The 23,584-nt window shown below is 45.4% G+C and carries 15 protein-coding genes and 1 pseudogene; all 16 read right to left on the reverse strand.

Translation table 11 applies throughout. The annotated features are described in order from the left end of the window. Positions 1-6: 6 nt before the first annotated feature. The 16 genes and pseudogenes from FD735_RS07815 to FD735_RS07890 all read right to left on the reverse strand — a co-directional run bounded on the left by FD735_RS07815 (position 7) and on the right by FD735_RS07890 (position 23,566). Complete coding sequence (locus FD735_RS07815) at positions 7-387, reverse strand: immunity 22 family protein (RefSeq protein WP_139658897.1); 381 nt, start codon at positions 385-387, stop codon at positions 7-9. Positions 388-398: 11 nt separating this feature from the next. Continuing rightward, positions 399-828: pseudogene (locus FD735_RS07820) on the reverse strand (TIGR01741 family protein). 124 nt (positions 829-952) lie between these two features. After that, entirely contained in the window at positions 953-1,177 is a 225-nt protein-coding gene (locus tag FD735_RS07825; RefSeq protein WP_049479127.1) for an accessory secretory protein Asp5, read from the reverse strand. 1 nt (position 1,178) lies between these two features. Continuing rightward, positions 1,179-1,358 carry an accessory secretory system protein Asp4 gene (gene asp4 / locus FD735_RS07830; protein WP_000161925.1) on the reverse strand — a complete coding sequence of 60 codons (180 nt, stop codon included), beginning with the start codon at positions 1,356-1,358 and terminating at the stop codon, positions 1,179-1,181. Beyond that, positions 1,351-2,697 carry an accessory Sec system glycosylation chaperone GtfB gene (gtfB, locus tag FD735_RS07835; protein ID WP_095726228.1) on the reverse strand — a complete coding sequence of 449 codons (1,347 nt, stop codon included), beginning with the start codon at positions 2,695-2,697 and terminating at the stop codon, positions 1,351-1,353. Before gtfB ends, asp4 begins: the two co-directional genes overlap by 8 nt. Next, positions 2,681-4,201, reverse strand: a complete 1,521-nt coding sequence (gtfA, locus tag FD735_RS07840) for an accessory Sec system glycosyltransferase GtfA (RefSeq protein WP_139658898.1) — start codon at positions 4,199-4,201, stop codon at positions 2,681-2,683. The genes gtfB and gtfA overlap by 17 nt, the downstream gene beginning before the upstream one ends. A 12-nt stretch (positions 4,202-4,213) precedes the next feature. Further along, on the reverse strand, positions 4,214-6,586 hold the full coding sequence (secA2, locus tag FD735_RS07845) for an accessory Sec system translocase SecA2 (RefSeq protein ID WP_139658899.1): 2,373 nt from the start codon (positions 6,584-6,586) through the stop codon (positions 4,214-4,216). Further along, complete coding sequence (gene asp3, locus FD735_RS07850) at positions 6,579-7,019, reverse strand: accessory Sec system protein Asp3 (RefSeq protein ID WP_000583890.1); 441 nt, start codon at positions 7,017-7,019, stop codon at positions 6,579-6,581. The genes secA2 and asp3 overlap by 8 nt, the downstream gene beginning before the upstream one ends. Continuing rightward, positions 7,016-8,545 carry an accessory Sec system protein Asp2 gene (gene asp2, locus FD735_RS07855; protein ID WP_139658900.1) on the reverse strand — a complete coding sequence of 510 codons (1,530 nt, stop codon included), beginning with the start codon at positions 8,543-8,545 and terminating at the stop codon, positions 7,016-7,018. The genes asp3 and asp2 overlap by 4 nt, the downstream gene beginning before the upstream one ends. Continuing rightward, a complete protein-coding gene (gene asp1 / locus FD735_RS07860) occupies positions 8,529-10,109 on the reverse strand; it encodes an accessory Sec system protein Asp1 (protein WP_139658901.1) in 1,581 nt (526 codons plus the stop codon). Before asp1 ends, asp2 begins: the two co-directional genes overlap by 17 nt. Positions 10,110-10,118: 9 nt before the next feature. After that, complete coding sequence (gene secY2, locus FD735_RS07865) at positions 10,119-11,336, reverse strand: accessory Sec system protein translocase subunit SecY2 (protein ID WP_139658902.1); 1,218 nt, start codon at positions 11,334-11,336, stop codon at positions 10,119-10,121. Between the two features lie 85 nt (positions 11,337-11,421). Beyond that, a complete protein-coding gene (locus tag FD735_RS07870) occupies positions 11,422-12,651 on the reverse strand; it encodes a glycosyltransferase (RefSeq protein WP_139658903.1) in 1,230 nt (409 codons plus the stop codon). Between the two features lie 15 nt (positions 12,652-12,666). After that, positions 12,667-13,893, reverse strand: coding sequence for a glycosyltransferase (locus FD735_RS07875; protein WP_139658904.1), 1,227 nt, complete (start codon positions 13,891-13,893; stop codon positions 12,667-12,669). A 219-nt stretch (positions 13,894-14,112) separates the two neighbouring features. Beyond that, the gene (locus FD735_RS07880; protein ID WP_139658905.1) at positions 14,113-20,457 is read right to left on the reverse strand and encodes an accessory Sec-dependent serine-rich glycoprotein adhesin; all 6,345 of its coding nucleotides are present in this window, start codon (positions 20,455-20,457) and stop codon (positions 14,113-14,115) included. A gap of 728 nt (positions 20,458-21,185) precedes the next feature. After that, the gene (locus tag FD735_RS07885; RefSeq protein ID WP_000155101.1) at positions 21,186-22,730 is read right to left on the reverse strand and encodes a peptide chain release factor 3; all 1,545 of its coding nucleotides are present in this window, start codon (positions 22,728-22,730) and stop codon (positions 21,186-21,188) included. A 143-nt stretch (positions 22,731-22,873) separates the two neighbouring features. Then, positions 22,874-23,566: a TIGR02206 family membrane protein gene (locus tag FD735_RS07890; RefSeq protein ID WP_139658906.1), complete on the reverse strand. Its 693-nt coding sequence runs from the start codon at positions 23,564-23,566 to the stop codon at positions 22,874-22,876. Between the last annotated feature and the right edge of the window lie 18 nt (positions 23,567-23,584).

Genomic DNA, 23,584 nt, shown 5'->3' on the forward strand with positions numbered 1-23,584 from the left:
TTCTAATTATTTGTACCGTACAGTCGCTACAAATTCTGTGTTACTTGTTTGTGGAACATTGCTATCAAACTGATAATTATATATCAAAATCAACGTATTATTGGGTGCGATATTGGCTTTTATGCCTTTTTGCTCTAAATTCTTTACAATAATGTTGTCATAGGATGCGCCCTTTAGCATGTCAAACAAATTTGTAAAGCTGGTTTCAAAAACTTCTTTTTCAATTAGATAATCATCAATATCATCAATATCAATGTTATATTGATGATAAAACATTGAAGGAATCGCCTCTCCTTCATCATCATATTTCAAAGTTATAAACTCATCTAATTCTAATTTAGTATCAAAGTTGCCAATCCAAATTGACACTGTGTTTTCTATTTCCATGATTATACTTTCTATTTGCCATTATGCTCCTGCTGGAAGGCTTCCATTGCCTTGAACTGTTCTAGCTCTTTTTCGTTGTCAGGTTGCTGGCCCAAGTATTTATATTGAAAAAAAGAAGTTCTAGCACTTGGTCCAAAACCACTTTCGAGCCATGGTGCATAGTCGAAGTCCAAAGAGGCTTTATTGTTTTCATCCACCTTAATTGTAAAGGCAGACCACTCTGCGAGACCGTTCTCGATGAATATCTTCTTCATCTCACCACCTAAATCAAATAATTCAAAAAATTCCTTATCAAAGTCGTCTTCAGAAATGTTAAATAAAGATGGAATATCCATGTAATAATGATATTCTCCTTTATATTTAAAGAAAATACACACCACCACTAAGCGTCTTATCTATTTCAAAATTGATATAAAGATCATCCCACTCTACTGGAATCATATCGTTGGTTTAATGCACGATTTCGATAATTTTTTCATTCATTAGTTCTTCCATTCTATCCTCCGATTTGCTTGGATCTTTTTTTCGTGTTTAGTATTCCTCATCTGTGAATGGAACTGCATCCTTACTGATAGGTCACTATCATAAAAATAAGGAGCAAGACAAACAGGGCTAGACTGAGCAAGAGGGTTACAATTTTTACCAAGCGGTTGTTCTGCCAGTAGCCTGGTTTTCCGATATTGCTAGTCGCATCCATGGAAAAGAGTTGGCTTTGGCGAGGTTGGATGAGAACCAGGACAATCAAGGCGACGGCTAGGATTATTCCTATAATCATCAAAACTTCCATCATTTCACCTCAAGATTCCTAATAATGTAAAGATCAGGGTAAGAAGGATGAGCAAGCCGAGTAAAATGGAGAAGGTTTTACTGATCTTTTCTCCTCGGGTAGGCTTTTCTTTCTTAAGCGCTCCTTGCTTTAACTCTTCCATGCGTCCTTCGACATCCTTGTAAAATAAATCTTTTTTAGTCATGTCCTTCCCCTATTATCCTTTCCATCCTCTCTTGGTAAGTAGCCAAGTCCACATAGTTGGCATGACGACCTTGATGTCCAAGGGCTTGGCCCATCTTGTCAAGACTGCTGAGAGCTTCTTGAATCTTCGCAATCATGTCTCCAACAGCCTGCACATCAAAGAGGTGTTCTGGAGCTGTGTAAGGTCTGTTATGAGCTGTTTGGTCAAAGGCTAGGATGAGCATATTGTGCTCGAAGGCTTGACGGACAGCATCCAAAAGCTCGTTTCCGTAATTGATATCTAGATAGAGGTCAGACAGCTGGTAGAGTTCTCGAATCTTTTGCGGACTGGCGTTTTGATAGAGAACGACATTGGGATAGGAAAGCAAGGTCAGCAATTTGGATGACATTTCAGTCACTGCCGCGATTCGGAAGGTCACCATTGGCAAGGACTCAATCAGGGTTTCGATATGTTCGATCTGATCTGAGTTGGTAAGGATCAAGGCATCTGGTCGAACGAAGTTTTCTCTTTTGAACTGATAATGATAACCTAGATGGACAAACTTGTCATGATAGGCTGGATTGGTCAAGGCCAAGGCCTGTTCATAGGTAGCCTTATCTGGTATGAGGATCTGCTTGGCTCTCAGCCCCTCTTGCTCCAAGAGCAGCTGCATATTCCCAGGAAGGCAATCATCTAGCGGTTCTTGCCAAACCAAGATATCCTGTCCGCTCTTGTCTGGATAATGATATGAGACCAAGAAAGAGGTAGCTAGAGTATTAAAGAGAAGGTGGCGAGTGTCGATTCCCAAGTCTTGCAAAAAGAAGATCGTGAACTCCACTCGATTTTTAAAATGGCGCAGGGCTTGTCCGGGCAAGGTTAGGAGGATATCGCCTGTCACATGATTTTCTAGGACAATTTCCTGTCCCTTTGCATCCTGATACTTGGTCAGGATAGCCTGCCCATCTGCACTATAGGTGGTCTTGGCAAAGCAGGCTCCGTATCGGTTATAGTGGTCTGCTTGGTAGATGCGACCGGATAGGTCCTTCCAGTCGACTTGCTTGATCAGACGGGCCTGAGGAGCATCCACATAGTGAATCACGCCCCTCTCCCGAGAATCCTCTAGGATATGCGCCGACTGGTTATTGCCCGCAATCTCCCAAAACTCAGGTACGCCTACTTGGTTGAAATAAAGAGCTTTTCCCGACTCGTAACCTAGATAGTAGGTAAAGGGAGAAAGAATCCCATCTGGGAGAAAGCCGTCTGGCTCGATCACAACTGTGACATGGGACAGACCAGCAGCTTCTAGACTTTCATGTAAATCTCGGCTTTCCTGGCCATATCGATCAAATAGTTGAATCATGCAGGACCTCCTCTATCGTTTTCTTCCACTTGTCCCTTACTTTGTCTGTTAAAAATTCTCTAGCTAGGTCATAAGATGCTATTCTCATATCTGGCAAATGATTTTCCTGATAGAGCTGGCAGATCTTTTCTGCAAAGGATCTTTTAATCGCCGTTTCAACATGGTCATCCGAACTTGGGATCAAGTAACCATTTTGACCGTCCTGGATAAAGGTCTGGTTTCCATAAGGCACATCAAAGCCAATCAGGGGCAAGCCTGAACCAACTGCCTCCATCAAGGTCAGACCAAAGCCTTCACTGGTTGAGGCTGTCAGATAGACTTCGTACTGGGGATAGATCTGAGCCAGGTCTGCATGCCCCTTGAGCTGGATATAGTTCTCCGCTTGGTGAGCCGTGATGATTTCCCTTAAAAGGGACTCCTCACCCCCACTGCCATAAATGTCAAAGGTGAGCTCAGGGAGGACTTGATGCGCTTGGATAACCGCCTTGACGAGCCAGTCAATGTGTTTTTCCTTGGCCAGACGCGAAGCAGTAATGAGAGAAAAGGGCTTTCGTTCCCTAGCAGGCTCCGTCAGCTGATCAATGCTCCCAACTGGAATCGTGACGATTCGTGGACGATGCTGACTGTACTGGGCAAATTGACCTTCGAGAACTTCCTTCTGCCGATCCGTGGATACGATAAAGCAATCGACCTTGTCCGCATTTGTAAACTGATACTCATAGTAGTTGTTCCAAAGGAGATAGTCTTCGTTACTAGCATTTTCACTATAGTGCTCTGCGTGAACGACAACTGCTAGATGGGCCTTTTGTGCTTCTTCAAAAACAGCCTGACCAATCCCTGTTTCCCTATCCAAGATGACCAAATCAGACTTGCTCAAGTTCAAACTTTGCATAAAATAGCGCATAAGGGCTGGCTTTCCGTACAGAATCCGGTCCTTAAATCGATAGACCTCTTCCTGACCTTCAGTCAGCAAGATATCGTAAGCGGTGCTGCCGTCTTCATTGAAAAAGCTTCGTTGATAGAGTCTAGCCACTTGGTCTTTAGGCGCGAAATATTCTGTACAGTAGCGTTTGTAGGAGAAATAATCCTTGCGAATCAAGTTTCCCCCAAATACATACTCTGCATGCTGTACTAGATTCTTAGCCGAGTCTACCAAGTAGCAGGTCACAAACTTATCCTCATCTGAAAAGTAGACGCGCAAGACCTTGCCATCCTGCTCCCTATGACTCTCAAGGCCACCAAAAGAGGCTAAGACCTCGTCAACTGTAACACTGGTCGGTGCTAGCTTGATATCTGTAAAATGATTGTAAAGCCAGATTACCTGATCATCCGCAAAGCCGATATTGGCCGTTAAGTGCTGGATATTGTCTGCTAAAATCAAGTCGGTAAAGATAAACTTAGATGCTAGGTCTAAACTTCTAAAAATCCCTGCTCGGTAGGCCTGGGCATATTCGACACCACTGCTCGCCCAACCGATTCCTAGATTTATATTGTAAATTGTCATATGATCCTCTTTTTATGGAAAATGGGTGAGAATCTCACCTTTGGGCGTTACTTCCACAATCCCCATGAGAAGATTGCGTACCATATCTGTACGGATTTGTTGCTTCATGGTTTCAAAGCCAGCATAGGCCTCCTGATAGTACTCCACGATAGGGTTCTTTTGAGAAGCAGACTGGCTCCCGATTGCTAGACTGAGCTGTTGGAGATAGTCTACTTGCTCAACCCAGTTGTCATCAATAGCCTTGAGCATGGATATTCTCAGAAAAGAGTCATAGAGCTGGTGAGGTTGGAGGACTTCCTTTTTAGCTGCGATTTCCTTGGCTATTATTTTCTCTAGTAACTCCCGAATCTGATCTGCATCAGCTAAATCCAAATCAGCTGGTAATTCTCTCATCCCGAAGCTAATATTGGTCACGATGAAGTGAAAGAGTTCTTGGGGGCTGCTATAGGCTTTTTCTGAGATTTGTTTGGTATAGTCTGCCAGTATGTCCTCAAGGATATGCTCTAAATCACGGCTCCCATCCAGCAAGCGATCTCTTTCTTTGTAGACCATCTGACGCTGAATATTGACGCTTTCCGCATACTCTAAGGTTTGTCTGCGTGCAGAGCGACTGGCACTATCACTAGCCTCTTGGGCTTTTCTGACGAGATTGCGGTACTTGCGAGCCTTGAGTAGGATAGGTTTGCTAATATCTTCCACTTGGTAGTCTTGATACAGGTCGTGAACCCAAGACGGCCCGAACTTTTTGATCACATCATCTTCAAGCGATACGAAAAATTGAGACATGCCTGGATCACCCTGGCGACCAGAACGACCTCTGATTTGCAGGTCAATTCGTTGGCTCTCCATCCGCTCGGTACCAATCACAATCAAACCACCCAATTCTGCAACACCTGGACCGAGTTTGATATCTGTCCCTCGACCTGCCATAGAAGTCGCAACGGTCACTGCCCCCATCTGTCCAGACTCTGCGATAATCTGGGCTTCACGCGCCGCATGATTGGCATTAAGGACATTGTGAGAAATCCCCTCTCGCAAGAGCAAGGACGAGTAAAGCTGGGACATTTCTACAGATCCGACAAAGATCAGGAGTGGATTGCCTTTGGCGTGGTAGGTCTTGATAGCTTCGAGAGAAGCATACACTTTCTCAGGGAGGGTCACATAGAGATTGTCCGGATGGTCCATTCGCCTAAGTGGGCGATTGGTTGGGATGCGAATGACAGACATGTTATAGGTTTCAAAAAACTCTTTTTCTGCCACCTTTCCAGTTCCTGTCATACCTGAGATTTTACGAAACATCTTAAAGAGACTCTGGTAGGTGATCGAAGCCATAGCTCTGGTTTCAGGAGAGAGCTTCACATGTTCCTTGGCTTCGATAGCTTGGTGGAGACCTCCTTGAAGCTTGGTCATTTCCATCAAACGCCCTGTTCCCTTGTCTAACAAGACCATTTCTTGCCCTCGAACCAGATAGTCCTTGTCCTTAGTAAAGAGCGTATGGGCTCTAAGAGCATAGACCAGATGCCGAACATAACTAGCATACTCTTCCTTATAGAGATGATCGATTCCTAGGAAACCTTCGACCGTCTGGGCACCTTTTCGGGTCAACCAAACCTGGTCTTTTTCTTCCTTGTAGATGTAGTCTTCTCCCTCAACCAAGGTCGTCACTAGGGTATCAATCATCCTATAATAGTTAGACTGGACGCGGGGAGAACCTGCGATAATCAAGGGAGTTTGGGCACTATCGAGTAGAATGTCATCGATCTCATCAATGATGACATAGTTAAAGGGAGGCAGGAATTTCCCCTCACGAGTGGAGGCAAGATTGTCATTGAGATAGTCAAATCCCAGGACACTATTGGTCGTGTAGACGATGTCCGAGGTGTAGATCTTTCTTCTCTCTTCCGCAGTCAAGTCCTCTTTTGGGTCCTCTGAAAAGGGAAGACCGACAGTTAGACCTAAAAATTGGTAGACTGGGCCCATTTCGCTTGCATCCCGTCTAGCCAGATAGTCATTGGTCGTGACCAGCATGCTGCCTTTTCCCGTTAGGGCATTGAGGTAGAGGGGCATGGTGGCAGTCAAGGTCTTGCCTTCACCCGTATTCATCTCTGCCACATTTCCTTGATGGATCACAATGGCACCCATGACTTGCACATCATAGGGAAAGAGACCCAAGACACGTTTATCGGCCTCACGAACAAGGGCATAGGCTTCTACCAATAGCTCATCCAAGGTTTCTCCCTGGGCAAGACGCTGGCGAAACTCCTCTGTCTTTGCAGCCATTTCCTCATCACTGAGGGCAGCCATCTCTTCTTTGAGAGCGTTGATTTGGCTTAAAAGCTTCTTGACCTTTCTCAGTTGTCTTTCCTGATACAAACGATTAAACACCAGCATCCTCCTCAATAGAAAACGAAACAAAGTCAAGAGCCTCAAAACCTGCACTAATCAAGGAAAGGCGGTAGGTGTAGGCCGCTTCAGGATAGGTGAAGCTAAAGGAAAATTGTCTTTCAATCTTCTCCTCGATGATTACCTCATAACGGTTTAAAAAAGTCAGTTTGAGATAGAGACCATTGGCTGGTTGAACCTGCATCTTCATAGAGAGACGGTAGGTGTGATTTTTCTTAAGAAGAGGGAGGCTGGGCTGACTTCTAGTAGCCTGGTAATTGACACTAGAAAACCAGGTTTTAAGGGTTTCACCTGAAGCCAGCAAAGGATTTTTCAGGGTAACATGACCGTCTGCATGATAGGTGATCTGGCTACCATAAAGATAAGTGGCTCCCATCTCACCCCACCTAATATCCTCTCTCTTGATGATAATCATGTCTCACCTCTTCCGTATTCTTCTAGTATCATCTTGTAAAAATGAATAAACCAGGCAACGTTTGTTCCTGTATCATCATTGTGTCGACCTGCGGTTCCTTTGGACAAAATCTTGGCTCCTGTCTGACAAAGTGTCTCCACTAGCTGGTCATAGGCACTACTATCCATATCCTCGTCCTTCATGTAAGAAAGGCCGAAGGTCGTCTGGGAAAAATCAGCTTGTTTAAATCGGGTCCAAAAACGTTGATCCAAGTCCTTCATGTCTTTCTGGCTCACTCCTCCTGTCTGAAGGTGCAAGACATCAAAGCTAGTCGGAAAGACTCCTGGCGCCTCTAGTCGGCCCCGCTGTGCGATGGTTCCTAGATTGGTCAAGGGTTTTCCGACTACGATTCCCTTGGGTTCAAAGTAGGCTCCATAGTAGAGGGCAGGGAAGGTTCCCATTGACAGCCCAGATAGGATCAAGTCACTTCTATCCAAGCCTAGGTAGTCTAGATAGTGTTGGATGGTTGCTTGTATGTTGTCTTCCAACTCCTCAGTTCCTAGGTAAAAGGCTCCACCCTCTAATCGAGGGTCCGAAAAGAGGAGAAAGGGGCATCTGAGATTCTTCATCATCCAGTAACCCTCAAAACCTTCCGCCGGACGATAACCTGAGAAATAGACTGCTAGAGGAGGTTTGAAATCCCCCGGGTGAAAGAAATAGTTGATTTCCTCACGTTTTTTGTCATGCAGGATATTGCCTCCGAGAACAAACTTTCCAAACTGTTTCCGGCTCCAGCGTTGGTGGAGATTGCCGATGTTGACCTTCCCTTGACCACGCGCTTCAAGAGAAATACTCAGATAAGCATCATAGTCTTGCTCCACTATGATTGCTGAGGCAAAGTCTGCTTCCTCAAGGAGAATATCCTGTTTTATCTCTGAGATGGATCCTGCTGGGATCTTTCGCAAACGCAAGCGCAAGTCCACTGGTCCACTCTTTTCATATTCGAGCCAGAGTTCGATTGGCGAAAGGGCTTGAACAGTCTGATTATAGGCCCAAGAGGCTAGCTGGGTATAGGTCTTGCCAAAATCTCCTTCTAACTCCAGATGCTCAAATCCTTGATAGGAGACTGAGCCTTGGAAATTCGGATGAATCCGTATCGTAGCTGGACTCAGCTTGTCCCCATAACCACCTTCAAAGAGGGAGGTGGAGAGGTCTCGAACAAAGCCCTGTCGGTCTGACAGGTCCATCGCCTGCATGCAGTGCTGTTTGATGAGGTTTTGAAGACCTTCATCCTGACTTGCAAACTGTTCTGGATAGAAAACTGTATAGGGTTCCAAGCTAGATGCAAAAGGTAGCAAATCTACTAGATAAGCCCCATCCGTGAGAATGACAGCATGAAAGTGATCTAAGTCATTCTCATCCATGATTTTCTGGATGGCAGACGGTGTGTTGGGAGGGACATGATACCAGTCTAGTTGGGCTGGTAGGGCAAGTGTATCTCGCCAATCCTCTGGACCGATTTGCAAGATCTTATACTTCTTTTCCATGAGTCACCTCCTCCAACCACTTTTCTAGCTTGATTAGGAATTGCTCCCCGGTATGTTCCTTTATCTTTTCAATCGAATGGATCAGAGCATCATTCCACACCTGCAAACTATCGAGATAGTAATGGGCAGCTTGCGCAAAATCAGCAGTGTTTTCCAACAGATAGCCATTCTTCTGATGGCTGACATACTCTGTTTTGACCCTATTGATTTGAGGGATACCAGCACTAATCCCCGCGATCTGAGTATAAAGAAGAGGCTGACTGTTCAAATCGACAATCAAACGAACAAATTCCAGCTGCTTGATTAACTCCGATTCATCCCTCATATTGACAAACGAATAGCGCTTGCTCTGATGGCGATTGTCCTCAAGTGGATTTTCAGCTCCTTGATAATCAACTTCCTTCTCCAGTTCCTGGTCTTGAAACTGCTCTGCAATCATCTCAGAAACACGTGTTTCCAGCCGCTTCATTTCTTCTTGACTAGCAGCAAAGGCTCCAAAGACCAGCTCTGTATCCTTGTTTTCAGAAAGGAAACGCAAGACCTGATAGAGAGCCTGGTCCTCTATCCCCTGCTCAAAGTCCAGTTGATAGTAGAGAAGCGACTCCTTCCGAGTCTGACTCTTTCCCAGCTCCAAGCGCGTATCAAAAGGCGATAAATGACGAAACTTCATTGCTTGTTCTGAAAAGGCAGACTGAGCCAAGCGCAGGGTATCCTCCCTGTCAACCAGAACAAGGTCCACCTTATCCAGCAGACCTGCCAGTTGTGGTAATTGCTCTTGGGGATTTCGTCCGATAAAAAGGCTGAGAACCTTGGTAGTTTGGTGAGGCAATCGTTCTAAAAGGAAAGAATTGTGCTGGTCACACGCAGGCAGAAAATAGGTCGCTCCTTCCTCAGGATGTTGAGCTATTTTCTTCTCAAAAAACTCCGCAATCAATTCCCCCATATCTTGGTAAGCCTCTTGTTGGAAGCGAAAAGCAAAGATAGGATTGACCTCGATACGGCCATCATCTTGCAAATGCTCTCTAAACTGCCACAGTCCCTTGGGATTGAGGTAATCTTGGTAGATAGCCTGACCATCTTCGTAGTAAATCACACTGGAAACCAGCCCCCGATCATCCATCAGGTAGTTGGCAGACAAGAACCCATCTTCCTTGAAATACTGAATCGTACTGATAAAACCTTCTATCCCGTGCTCTACCTGGGCATAGGGCTTGCCATCCTTCAGCACCAGAATGGTAAAGGGACTGTAAACAAACTCGCAGTCCTCATCCCACTCAATATCTCTGAGTTGCAAGATCTGTGGTCGAATCTCATGAAAATCCTGCAATTCATCAAATAAGGAATAAACCTGTGCTTCTAAAATACCTTGGCGATGGAGAAAATAGCGAAGATGAGGCTGATAGGACAAAAGGAGGACCTGGGCAGGGACCCCTTGGCGTTGCATCAAGCGAATCTGATTGAAGGTGTCATCAAATTCTAGCTTAAAATGAGAAAAATACCAAGGTGTCAAATCGGCATGCCAGGGACGTTCCTTGCCATACCAGGCTGGAATAAAGTAATACATCAAAACCTCCTAGAATAGTGGCTGATACCTTTCATTTAGTCGGAGCGCTTGCAATTCATCATGAATCGTAAACAACATACCACTCAAAATTAAAAAGAGTCCGGGAATCATGCTGACTTTTAACAGACTCTCATCCTTCAAGACAAACAATATCGGAAGTCCAGCCAAGGTAACGTTAAAGACTGCACCTATCAGAGCAAATCGGAGAACCAAACGGTTGATAAAGCGACTGGTATCCTCACCCGGATAGACCCCATAGATGTAATCTCCTGATTGCTTCATCCGATCTGCGATTTGTTGACCACTCACATTAACAAAGGCAAAGGCAATGCTAAAGACAAAGAGGATAAGGATATAAGCATAGATCCACAAGGGTTTCCCCATCGCATACTGCTCCAGTAGGGCAGGGTAGAGCGGATTGCCCTTATCCAGATGTTGAAGCAAGAGCAAGAGATAAGAAGGCAAGCCCATGAGACTCATCACATACATATAAGGCATGCCACCTGCAGGATTGAGCGTGATTTCCAGATAGGAATAGCGTTTAAAGCGAGAATGGAGCCCGATTTTATTGATAGGGATGCGGTATCGCGCTCTGTAAAAGAGAACGACGAGATAGGTAAAGAGGACGCCAAGTATCAGCAACAGGAAAAGCAACCAAGGAGAGATCTTATGAACTTGGACCGATTGGATGATGTCCTGAGGGAGTGAAGCCACCATACTTGCCAATAAAATGACGACAGGGCCTCCAACTCCGATAGACGCATTGATGTCCGACAGCCAAACTAAGAAGAAGGTCCCCGCAACCAAAAGGCTGGTATTGAGGAGAAAGACCAAGAAGGGATTGTAGGGGGCTTGGACAGGGAGGTTTGTCGTCAAGGCCAAGGCCTGAATCAAGGCAATCCCTAACGTCAAGTACATTTTCCGTCTATCCTGAACTTCCGAAGAAACTGAGTTTAAGCCCAGTTTCTTTGAAAAGGAAAACATCTGCCACAAGATCATAGCTGACATCCAAGGTGAAAGCCCGATGGAAAAGAGAGAGAGGCTGCGAAGATTTCCACCAGTCAGAGCTACTGAAAAGTCCAAATAGGCTGCGCTTCCTCCGAGAAAATCCCGACTATTGAGGTTAACAAAAGGAAGAGCCAGACGACTCCCGAGCACATAAATAAAGAGCAAAAACAGGGTGTGCATCCCTTTTTTTACTGCTATCGATGAACGAAATTCTTTCACTAGCTCCTCCTTTTCTTTTTATCTTTCTGTCCTGTCACACGAGGCCCATCAAGCCTTTTTATCTTAGTACATTCAAATCTCTATATCAGTTTTCGTGAGTTTTTTCGTCCAGATAAGCTGTCAGAGCTGCTACCATTTCTTCCGGTCTTTCTGCTGAGAAAATACCTGCATAGGCACTTTCAGGTAGTTCCCGCGACTGGGTATTGTCAAAAGTCAAGATCGGTTTCTCAAAGTGTGAAATATAGTCATAAACAACACTCAACTTGTCATCGTGGTTAATATCAAGGTAGACATCTGTCTGCTGGATCAGTTTCTCAACCAAGAGAGGGAAGGTGTTGGGATAGAGGGTCACATTTTCAAAACGTGACAAGAGCATGAGTTCCGGTGCCATCGTTGTATAGGCTGCAATGTAGAAATGCACCTCTGGCAAGGCTTGAACCAGATAGTCGATTTTCTCAAGATGCCAGGAGTTAGTCAAATTAACACAAGACATAGCTGGCTGATAGACTGTGACTGGATAGTCAATTCCAGCCTGACGCCATTTTTCAGTAATGACCGACCACTCCATCAGATGATAGTACCACCAAACCTCACGCAAACGCCCAACCGAATGAGTGTTCCAAGGTTTGTCTTGAGAAAGGAAATGCAAGATGGCTGGCAGGGGCTCTAGGGGAATCTGGAAGATGAACTCATGTCCATGTGAGGCAGCCCCACTATCAAAACCAATCTGGAAATTATAGTTCTGATCCAGAGGAGCATAGCTGTCATGAAAGAGCATATTGAGGATGGACTGGTCTCCTTCACTCACATGTTGGTGTTCCCGCTCCGTCAACTCAACTAGCTCTTGTCTCACAGATTCTGCCCGCCATTTTTTGTTATTGATCAAGAGTACACCTGCATTAAAACCAACCCCAACTCCAAAACAAGATGGCGCGGCAGCCAGGTAGTTTTCTCCTAAGTCCATTTCAAAGAGAGCCGTCAAATCAGCTGTCACAACCAAATCACTATCCAAGTAAAGAACCTTGTCCTCTTCGACAAAATCAGGGATAAAGTAACGGGCAAAGGTCATGTGATTGATATGGGGCAGTTTATTGCTCCAGTTCATCTGAAATTGGGCGCCAAGCATCTTGACATCCACTAATTCACCGCCCATTTGCTCTACTATCGGTCTGAGAGCGCGGAACCACTCCTGAGGAATATCCTGATTAAAGATATAGACCTTGACATGGCTATTATGGTAGCAGAGAGACTTGAGCGCTGTTTCAATCTGGCGAATATAGGCATAATCTCCTGCGAGAACAATTGTTTTTTTCATTTAGTTTCCTTCAGTTTACAACGACTGCTTCTTTGATTCCAAAAGCGTGCGGATAGACTCGATCATTTGATCTACGGCTGCTGGTGAGTATACGTGACTGTAACCACTCGAGTCATGACTAGTGGTTTCAAAAGCAAATATAGGGATTTCTCTTTGCTGCACCTCTTGGATAATGTTTGCAATTTCATCCTCATGATTGATATCCAAGTAAAAGTCAATCTTTTCCAAGACTTTTTTGACATTCATGGGATTAAAGTAAGGATAGAGGCGTACATTCAGATGCGATTGCAAGTTCATGATTTCCGGCGCAAAATTGGTATGAGCTAGGATAGAGAACTCTACATCGGGCAATTCTTGGATCAGGTGTTCGATTCTCTCTATGTGACATGTATTGGTAAAAATAGCGGTCGCATACTGGGGAGCTTGAACTAAAGATGCCAATCCTTTATGGAAATCACATTTTTTCATGACGATATCAGGCCACTCTAGTCCGTAGTAAAACCACCAGTCCTCCCTCAAACGATTGAGGTTGATTTGGTACCAAGGCTTGTCCCCTGTATAATGGATAATCTTGGCTGTCTTCTCAGTAGCAAGAGAGTCCCTATACCAAGAATCCATCTGGTAATTTCGAGCCACTGTATCCATACCAACCATAAAATTATAGGTAGCTGGCAGCGATTTCCAACGACCTTCAAAAAGGTGATTTAACACGCCCTGATCACCAAAAACTTGGTCATGCAGTTGGTCTGTCAAGCTCAACAAGTGCTCCGTCACCTTTTCTTGACGCCAGAGGGCCACATTAATCAGCAAGACACCAGAATTAAAAGTGCTAGGAACTAGAGCATCTGCTACAGCAGCTACCGGCCAGTCCACCATATCTTCTAAAAAGAGTTGATCTAGGTTTGATCTAACGATGATATCCGAATCCAGGTACAAGGCTAGGTCTTCGCTGACATACTGAGGAATAAAATAACGAAAGTAAGCCGCGTAACTTAGATGAGCCAAGGGAAGATGATACTCCTTTAAGCCATGATGACTAATCTTGACATTGACGATTTTTGAGGCTAGAGGCTCTAGACGTCTCTCCATGAGCTGAAACCATTCAGATGGCAAATCATCATTGAAAACATAAAAAGTCACTGCTCGGTTATGGGCACAGATTGACTTGATTGTTGTCTCAATCTTGTCCATATATGCATTATCACCACCGAGTACAATGGCTTTTTGAAGCTCTTTTTTCATTTCGTCCCCTTTTCTTTTCACATTCTTTTGGCTACTTTTCTACTACTGTAGTTCTGATTTTTTCGATGATTATCTCACCTTCCTATTATACCTTTTCCCCTAGTTTATTTCAAACTCGAAAGAGGATTTTCCCCTTCTCACATATAGAAAAAACCTTTGAAAAATCATGTTTTCAAAGGTTTTCCATTTTACTATTTATTCATTGATTTTTATATCTTATCAATGACTTTCTTGATCGTCATTCTGATCCTTCTTGGCAAGAAGACCGATACCTGTCACAGCTGCCAATGCTCCCAACAAAGCAGATGCTACCGAAGTCGACGCTCCTGTATTTGGTAAGACTTGTCTCGGCTTGCTTGAAGCGGATTGACCTTGGTTTGCAATGTTTGCCATTGAGAGAGAGGTGCTTGTTAAAGTAGATGCCAGAGTACTTGCTGATGCAGAACTACTAATAGAATCTGAAGTCGAGAGACTAGTGCTAATCGACGTTGACTCGCTCACTGACATACTTGCTGAAACCGAAGTACTTGCTAGAGTCGATTCACTGGCGAACATGCTAGCTGAGAGTGATGCGCTCGTTGAAGTAGATTCGCTCACTGATGTACTTGCTGAGATCGAAGCACTTTCCAATGCTAACTCGGCTGCTAGCATACTTGCAGAAGTTGAAGTACTTGTTGATGCCGATTGGCTGGAGCTCACTGAGGCAGATTGACTCGTGCTCGCTGAAGCTGATTCACTTGTGCTTACTGAGGCAGATTGGCTTGAGCTCACTGAGGCAGATTCGCTCGAACTTACCGAAGCAGATTGGCTTGAGCTTACTGAAGCCGATTGACTCGAACTTGCCGATACAGACTCACTCGAACTTACTGAAGCAGACTGGCTAGCACTTGCTGATGCTGACTCACTTGCGCTGGCTGAAGCTGATCGACTTGCACTTGCAGATGCAGATTCACTTGCGCTCGCTGAGGCAGACTGACTTAAGCTTACAGATGCCGATTGGCTCGAACTCACCGATGCAGACTGGCTTGCGCTGGCTGAAGCGGATTGACTTACGCTTGCTGAAGCGGACTGGCTGGCACTTACTGATGCTGACTGACTAGCACTTGCAGATGCGGATTGACTAGAGCTTACGGATGCTGACTGGCTGGAGCTGACTGAGGCAGACTGGCTCGCGCTCACTGAAGCAGATTCGCTGGAGCTTACCGATGCAGACTGACTCGAGCTGACTGAGGCGGACTCACTCGCACTCACCGATGCGGACTGGCTTGCGCTGGCTGAAGCTGATCGACTTGCACTTGCTGAGGCTGATTGACTTGAGCTCACCGATGCGGACTGACTCGAACTTGCAGATGCGGACTGACTCGAACTTGCAGATGCAGACTGACTCGAACTTGCAGATGCAGACTGACTCGAACTTACCGATGCTGATTGGCTTGCGCTCGCTGAAGCTGATCGACTTGCACTTGCAGATGCTGACTGGCTGGAGCTTACTGAAGCCGATTCGCTTGTGCTTACAGACGCTGATTGACTCGAGCTTACGGATGCTGACTGGCTGGAGCTCGCTGAGGCTGATTGGCTTGATCTTACGGATGCTGACTGGCTTGCACTTGCTGATGCGGACTGACTCGTGCTGGCTGAGGCTGATTGGCTTGCGCTCGTTGAAGCAGATTGGCTGGAGCTTACTGAAGCCGATTGACTCGAACTTGCTGAAGCTGACTGACTCGTGCTGGCTGAGGCTGATTGACTCGAACTTACCGATGCTGACTCACTTGCGCTTACTGAAGCGGATTGACTCGAGCTTACTGATGCTGACTCACTGGCACTCAATGATGCAGACTGGCTAGCACTTACTGAAGCTGATTCACTTGTGCTTACAGATGCTGACTCACTGGCACTCAATGATGCAGATTGACTCGAGCTCGTTGAAGCAGATTGGCTCGAACTTACTGAAGCCGATTCGCTCGAGCTTACAGATGCTGATTGACTTGCGCTCGCTGAAGCTGATTGGCTAGCGCTCGCTGAGGCTGATTCGCTTGAACTTACTGAGGCAGATTGACTAGCGCTGGATGAAGCGGATTGACTTGAGCTTGCTGAAGCAGATTGACTTGAGCTGGATGAAGCGGATTGACTGGCACTTACTGATGCAGATCGGCTTGAGCTTACTGAGGCTGACTGACTTGCGCTCACTGACGCTGACTGACTAGCACTTGAAGATGCAGATTGACTCGAACTCGCTGAAGCTGACTGACTTGCACTCAATGATGCTGATTCACTTGCGCTCGTTGAAGCAGATTGGCTGGAGCTTACTGAAGCCGATTGACTCGAACTTGCTGAAGCTGACTGACTAGCGCTCACTGACGCGGATTCGCTCGAACTTACTGATGCTGATTGGCTGGAGCTTACAGACGCTGACTCACTGGAGCTTACTGAAGCGGACTGGCTGGCGCTCGCTGAGGCTGATTGGCTGGAGCTTACGGACGCTGACTGACTTGCACTTGCTGATGCGGACTGACTCGTGCTGGCTGAGGCTGATTGGCTTGCGCTCGTTGAAGCAGATTGGCTGGCACTTACTGAAGCTGACTCACTGGCACTCAATGATGCAGACTGGCTAGCACTTACTGAAGCTGATTCACTTGTGCTTACAGATGCTGACTCACTGGCACTCAATGATGCAGATTGACTCGAGCTTACTGAAGCGGATTGACTGGCACTTACTGATGCAGATCGGCTTGAGCTTACTGAGGCTGACTGACTTGCGCTCACTGACGCTGACTGACTAGCACTTGAAGATGCAGATTGACTCGAACTCGCTGAAGCTGACTGACTTGCACTCAATGATGCTGATTCACTTGCGCTCGTTGAAGCAGATTGGCTGGAGCTTACAGACGCTGACTCACTCGAACTTACAGAAGCGGATTGGCTAGCGCTGGATGAAGCGGATTGACTTGAGCTTGCTGAAGCAGATTGACTTGAGCTTACCGAGGCGGACTGGCTGGCGCTCGCTGAGGCTGATTGGCTGGAGCTTACGGACGCTGACTGACTTGCACTTGCTGATGCGGACTGACTCGTGCTGGCTGAGGCTGATTGGCTTGCGCTCGTTGAAGCAGATTGGCTGGAGCTTACGGACGCTGACTGACTTGCACTTGCTGATGCGGACTGACTCGTGCTGGCTGAGGCTGATTGGCTTGCGCTCGTTGAAGCAGATTGGCTGGAGCTTACTGAAGCCGATTGACTCGAACTTGCTGAAGCTGACTGACTTGAGCTTACGGACGCTGACTGGCTTGCGCTCGTTGAAGCAGATTGGCTGGCACTTACTGAAGCTGACTGACTCGTGCTGGCTGAGGCTGATTGACTCGAACTTACCGATGCTGACTCACTTGCGCTTACTGAAGCGGATTGACTCGAGCTTACTGATGCTGACTCACTGGCACTCAATGATGCAGACTGGCTAGCACTTACTGAAGCTGATTCACTTGTGCTTACAGATGCTGACTCACTGGCACTCAATGATGCAGATTGACTCGAGCTTACTGAAGCGGATTGACTGGCACTTACTGATGCAGATCGGCTTGAGCTTACTGAGGCTGACTGACTTGCGCTCACTGACGCTGACTGACTAGCACTTGAAGATGCAGATTGACTCGAACTCGCTGAAGCTGACTGACTTGCACTCAATGATGCTGATTCACTTGCGCTCGTTGAAGCAGATTGGCTGGAGCTTACTGAAGCCGATTGACTCGAACTTGCTGAAGCTGACTGACTAGCGCTCACTGACGCGGATTCGCTCGAACTTACTGATGCTGATTGGCTGGAGCTTACAGACGCTGACTCACTGGAGCTTACTGAAGCGGATTGACTAGCACTCACTGAAGTTGACTGGCTTGAGCTCACCGATGCGGACTGACTCGAACTTGCTGACGCGGATTGGCTTGAGCTGACTGACGCTGACTGGCTAGCGCTGGCTGACGCGGATTGACTGGCACTCACTGACGCTGACTGGCTTGAGCTTACTGAGGCCGATTGACTCGAGCTGACTGAAGCAGACTGACTTGCGCTCGCTGAGGCTGATTGGCTTGAGCTCACTGAGGCAGACTGACTTGCGCTCGCTGAGGCTGATTCGCTTGAGCTTACTGAGGCTGACTGACTCGAACTTGCAGATACTGATTGACTTGCGCTCACTGAAGCTGATTGGCTGACACTCGCTGACGCTGATTGGCTCGAACTTACTGAGGCAGACTGACTTGCGCTCACTGAAGCTGATCGACTCGCACTCGCTGAAGCGGACTGACTCGAACTTACTGAAGCAGACTGACTTGCGCTCGCTGAGGCAGATTGACTCGAGCTCGCTGAAGCCGATTGACTCGAACTTACGGACGCTGATTGGCTATTACTTACTGAAATTGACGCTTGATTTGGCGTGATTTGCCCATTAAATGTATCTGAAACCAAACCATCTACTGTCGTACTAGCAGTCACTGGTCCACTTGGAAGTCGTCCTCCATTGAGATCATATACTTTCTTCAAGTCAGTTGCAGTAAAGGTTACACTGGTAGAACTCCCCGTTGCCTGTTTGGTAAATGTTTCACCTGCAATTGTTAAAGTAACTGTCCCACCTGGAGCAACCCCATCTACCGTAATCGCTTGATTTGTGAGACCACCTTTTTCGTTAAGGAACCGTTCCTCAATTCTAGGTGTCTGAGGGCGAACCTCAATAGGAATCTCTACTTCATCCGTACTTCCATCTGGATAAGTTACCACCGCTGTCAAAGTATGCCGTCCAGCAGACAAATTCGTATTGGTTCCAGATTTCCAAGTATAGGTTGTTCTAGTTCCCTTAGTAATTCCTGTAGTAGGTAATTCTGGTGTCCCTGTAGCATTCGTGATGTACTGACTGGCTTCACCAACAGAAACAGTCCCTGAATTGGCCGTTAGAGTAAAGTTTCGATTCACCTCAGCATTGATAGCTGGTTCGTACTTTTCAGACTGAGCATGGACTTCAAATTGAATTGCGGCAGGGTTGGCTGTTAAATCTTTTACAAGACCTACGTCAGTAGTATTTCCGCTAAAATTACCTTCCTGATTATAGGTGAAAACATAACGAGTCCACAAACTATTTACTGCTTGATTTTTTCCAACAGAACCCGTGATTGAAACGGTGAAAGGATTTGATGCTGTAGCATTTCCATCTTTGGCTAGTTTATTTGTCGGAACAATCATGCTGATACTTTGACCATTACTCGTAGTGAATGAGACAACAGTTGAAGTAGCCGGATAGGCCGCGGGAACAGCAGTAGGAACAAATTTTGCATGTTCAATTCGACCACTGTTATCAGTAAACTCAATGGTCGCAGAAAAATTTTCTTCTCGATAAATTTTAAATTTTTGTCCTTCTAGAACTGCGCCACCTGTAACGGTTATTTTCTGAAGTTCTGGCTTCTCTGTATCCCTAGCAGCTCTGAAGCTAGCGGTATTTGAAGCTTGGGTCAAAGCTTGTCCGTTTCTGCTGTCACGAAGTCCAGAGTTGGCACGTAACACAGCATTTGCAATACTATTTCGAGCTTCTGTAGCCTTATTCAAAATAGAAGTAAAATCAGAAACCTCCCCTTTCAAGGCTTCTGCTATCTCATTCTTCGCTAGACTAGCCTTGGCAATTGCCTCATCAGAGTTTGGAAGTCCCTGAGCTTGAGCTAGAAACTGCCCAATCTCAGCAGACAAGGCCTCTAATTTCTTCCGTTTTTCTTCACTTTGCTTTTCTGTCAAGGCTACAGAAGTCATAGTCAGACTCGATTCAGCCGTCACATCTTCATTCTTTACAAGACCAGACTCACTTTGAGGCAAGGATTCTGTAGAAAAATCAACTGCTTTTAGTTCTTTTGAAGGTTGTGATTCTTTCACTGTCTCCCGAGCTGACTCACTTGCTTGGTACTGACTTTGAACACCAACTGAAGCTCTCTCTGACAGATTACTATTCGCTTGATTTTGTGTCCCAAGGGATTCACTTGAACTAGCAGTTACACTTTGACTGTTTGCAAAGGACTGACTAGTAGAAGCAGAGTCGCTCATCGACTGGCTCATGCTAGAAGAGCTTGAGGCACTGACAGACTGACTCGTAGAGGCAGATTGACTGGCGCTCTGCGAATTGAATTCTGACAATGACTGGCTTTGACTGGTAGACAAAGACAAGCTAGCAGCATCTTGATGATCCTGTGTCGTCCCTAGCACTACTGAATCTCTCGTCGCCAGGGTATCTTTTGATTCGACAGTCTTTTCAACAGCGACTGCATCATTGGCATAAACACGCGTTTGCGTCGCAGCAAAACCACCTAAGATCGTCCCCGTAGCTGCTATCCCTTTCAAGACATCCAAGCCAGTCAACTTCTGACCTTCTTGCTTTTCGACCATTTCAATCTTTACTTGGCTTGTATCTGCGCTTCCACGCATCACCTTAAATAAGCCAAAAAGGGAAGTCGAGGCCCGTAGCCAATGCTTCCCTGATTTGATTAATTTGAACCGAGTTACACGGTCTGTTTCTCTATATTCACCCTTCTGGCGTCTAAAAAACATGTTCATCCCCTCAACTTGAAAAAGATCTATTCACCTATAAAATACTATCTTTTTATTATATACCAAATATACCGACAATTCAATATCTATAACACGCTCTAAAGAAAGAAAATGATTTCAAAAATGACTTTATTTCAAATCTATTCTGTTTTTTCAATATAATTTCCATTTTATTGTTCTGTTAATATATTTTATTTATTTTTAACCATTTCTAAATGCTTTAAAAATTGATCAAATAATTCCAATCACTCAGGGAATTGATTTTTATTCAAAATATAGAAAAAGTCCATGAATCAATAGCATCCACAGACTTTTAGGAATAGAGTATTTAAAGGCAGTTTCACAAATGAATCAATGAGGCCGGTAGCCGAGGTAACTTTCTATCCTTTCCAACGAAAAAATCCACGAATCGAAACCATTCGCGGACTTTTTCTAGTAAAGCGTTTAGGTAGACCGCCATAGCGGATACCGATTGTTAGATTACGACACTGAGTTTACAAATCGATTTCATTTGTAAAACGTGGTTACGACGGCAAAGTCCACGAATCGATGCCATTCGCGGACTTTGCCTAGTGAAGCGTTTCGGTAAACCTATTTTACACTACGACACGGAGTTTGGCAAATCGATTCTATTTGCCAAACGTAGTTAGTAAGGCAGTTAGCTAGTTCGCCAAATAGCGACTAGCGTCCAACAATTAGGAACTTTAGTTCCAATTGTTGGTGCTGAGTTACATCTTCTCTTCCAACTCTACGTCTGGATACTTGTCCGCAAACCAGCGAAGGGCAAAGTCATTTTCAAAGAGAAAGACTGGTTGGTCAAAACGGTCCTTGGCCAAGATATTGCGGCTTGAGGACATGCGCTCGTCCAAGTCCTCAGGCTTGATCCAACGAACGGTCTTTTTACCCATTGGGCTCATGACTACTTCTGCATTGTATTCGCCTTCCATGCGGTGCTTAAAGACTTCAAACTGGAGTTGTCCGACAGCTCCTAGCATGTACTCACCAGTTTGGTAATTCTTATAAAGCTGAATGGCTCCTTCTTGCACCAGTTGCTCAATCCCCTTGTGGAAGGATTTTTGTTTCATAACGTTCTTAGCAGAAACTTTCATGAAAATTTCAGGGGTAAAGGTTGGTAGCGGTTCAAATTCAAACTTGTTTTTTCCAACCGTCAAAGTGTCTCCAACTTGATAAGTACCGGTATCGTAAACCCCGATGATATCACCTGCAACAGCATTAGTGACATTTTCACGACTTTCCGCCATAAACTGGGTGACATTAGAAAGCTTGGCAGTCTTCCCAGTACGAGGCAGATTGACACTCATTCCACGCTCAAATTCACCTGATACGATACGAACAAAGGCGATACGGTCACGGTGACGAGGGTCCATGTTGGCTTGGATTTTAAAGACAAATCCTGAGAAATCCTTGTCATAAGGATCCACAATTTCGCCATCTGTTTTCTTGTGACCATGTGGTTCTGGAGCAAACTTAAGGAAGGTCTCAAGGAAGGTCTGCACCCCAAAGTTAGTGAGGGCTGAACCGAAGAAGACTGGAGTCAGTTCTCCTGCAAGAATAGCTTCTTCTGAAAATTCATTTCCTGCTTCTTGCAACAGTTCGATATCGTCCTTAACTTGAGCATAGAAAGGATTACTTCCAAAGAGCTTGTCTCCATCTTCTAGACTAGCAAAACGCTCATCCCCTTTATAAAGCTCCAAGCGTTGGTTATAGAGGTCGTACAAGCCTTCAAAGGCTTTCCCCATCCCGATTGGCCAGTTCATAGGATAGCTCGCAATGCCAAGGACTTCTTCTAGTTCTTGCAAGAGGTCCAGTGGCTCACGACCGTCACGGTCCAGCTTGTTCATAAAGGTAAAGACTGGAATGCCACGGTGCTTCACAACCTCAAACAATTTCTTGGTTTGGGCCTCGATACCCTTGGCAGAATCCACGACCATGACCGCAGCATCCACCGCCATCAAGGTACGATAGGTATCTTCTGAGAAGTCCTCGTGCCCTGGTGTGTCGAGGATATTCACGCGCTTGCCATCGTAGTCAAACTGCATAACTGATGACGTGACCGAAATCCCACGTTGTTTCTCGATATCCATCCAGTCAGACTTGGCAAAAGTCCCTGTTTTCTTTCCTTTAACCGTACCAGCCTCACGAATCTCGCCCCCAAAGTAGAGCAACTGCTCAGTGATGGTTGTTTTCCCGGCGTCCGGGTGAGAGATAATGGCAAAGGTACGGCGTTTCTTGATTTCTTCTTGAATAGTCATAAGTTCTCTTTCTTTGATTTTCTATTTTTAGTTGTTTCAGTAGCTAAGAATGATGTTTACATTGGATTTTACTATTCCTTTCAACTCTCCATTATATCGGATTTTGGGGAGTTTTTCAATTGCTCATCCGATGAAAAGGCAAGCTAGAGCACAGATTGCGCCTGATTTCTCTTTTTCCACCGTTTCTTGAACAAGATATCAAAGAGAACCAGAGCCAGCGAAAGGATGACAGACACAAGAAGGTATTTTAACCACAAGGGCGCATCTGGAATAAAAGGGGTCTTGTTTAACAAACCATAATTTCCACCCGTCACCTGATTTACCCCAACTAGAAAGAGATTGAGGATAAAGGTATAGGCTACGATCATATACTTCTTGAGCAAGGTCTTGTCATAGTGATTCATCAAGTAAAACAAGGAATTCACTAGAAGAGCATAGTGCCCAATCAAAAATGAAAAACTGGTGATATGGGGGAAATCATAGGGGTCAAAAACCGGGTAAACCAAAGCAAAGACAGCTCCACTTGCACCTAAGAGGGCAAAATATTGCTTGCTCCGCCATTTATCTGGCAAGAAAACCACCGCAAACATAGCCAAACGGCAATGGTAAAATGGAAGGCTATTAGAAAATGGAATCCCAAAGCCAACATACCAACTATATAGGGCTAGCAACTGGAGGATCTGAATCCCCTTAAACAAGCGAACAAATTTCGGATTATTGTGATAAGCAAGTGCTCCATAAATACAAAGCACTAATAGGATCATCATAATCCCATACCAAAAGAGCGAAATGGGAGGAGGAACCGTTTGAGATCTGGTGATAAATTGATGGAACATATTTCTATCCTAACTCTT

It is taken from the genome of Streptococcus sp. 1643 (genome assembly GCF_006228325.1).
Taxonomy (GTDB): domain Bacteria; phylum Bacillota; class Bacilli; order Lactobacillales; family Streptococcaceae; genus Streptococcus.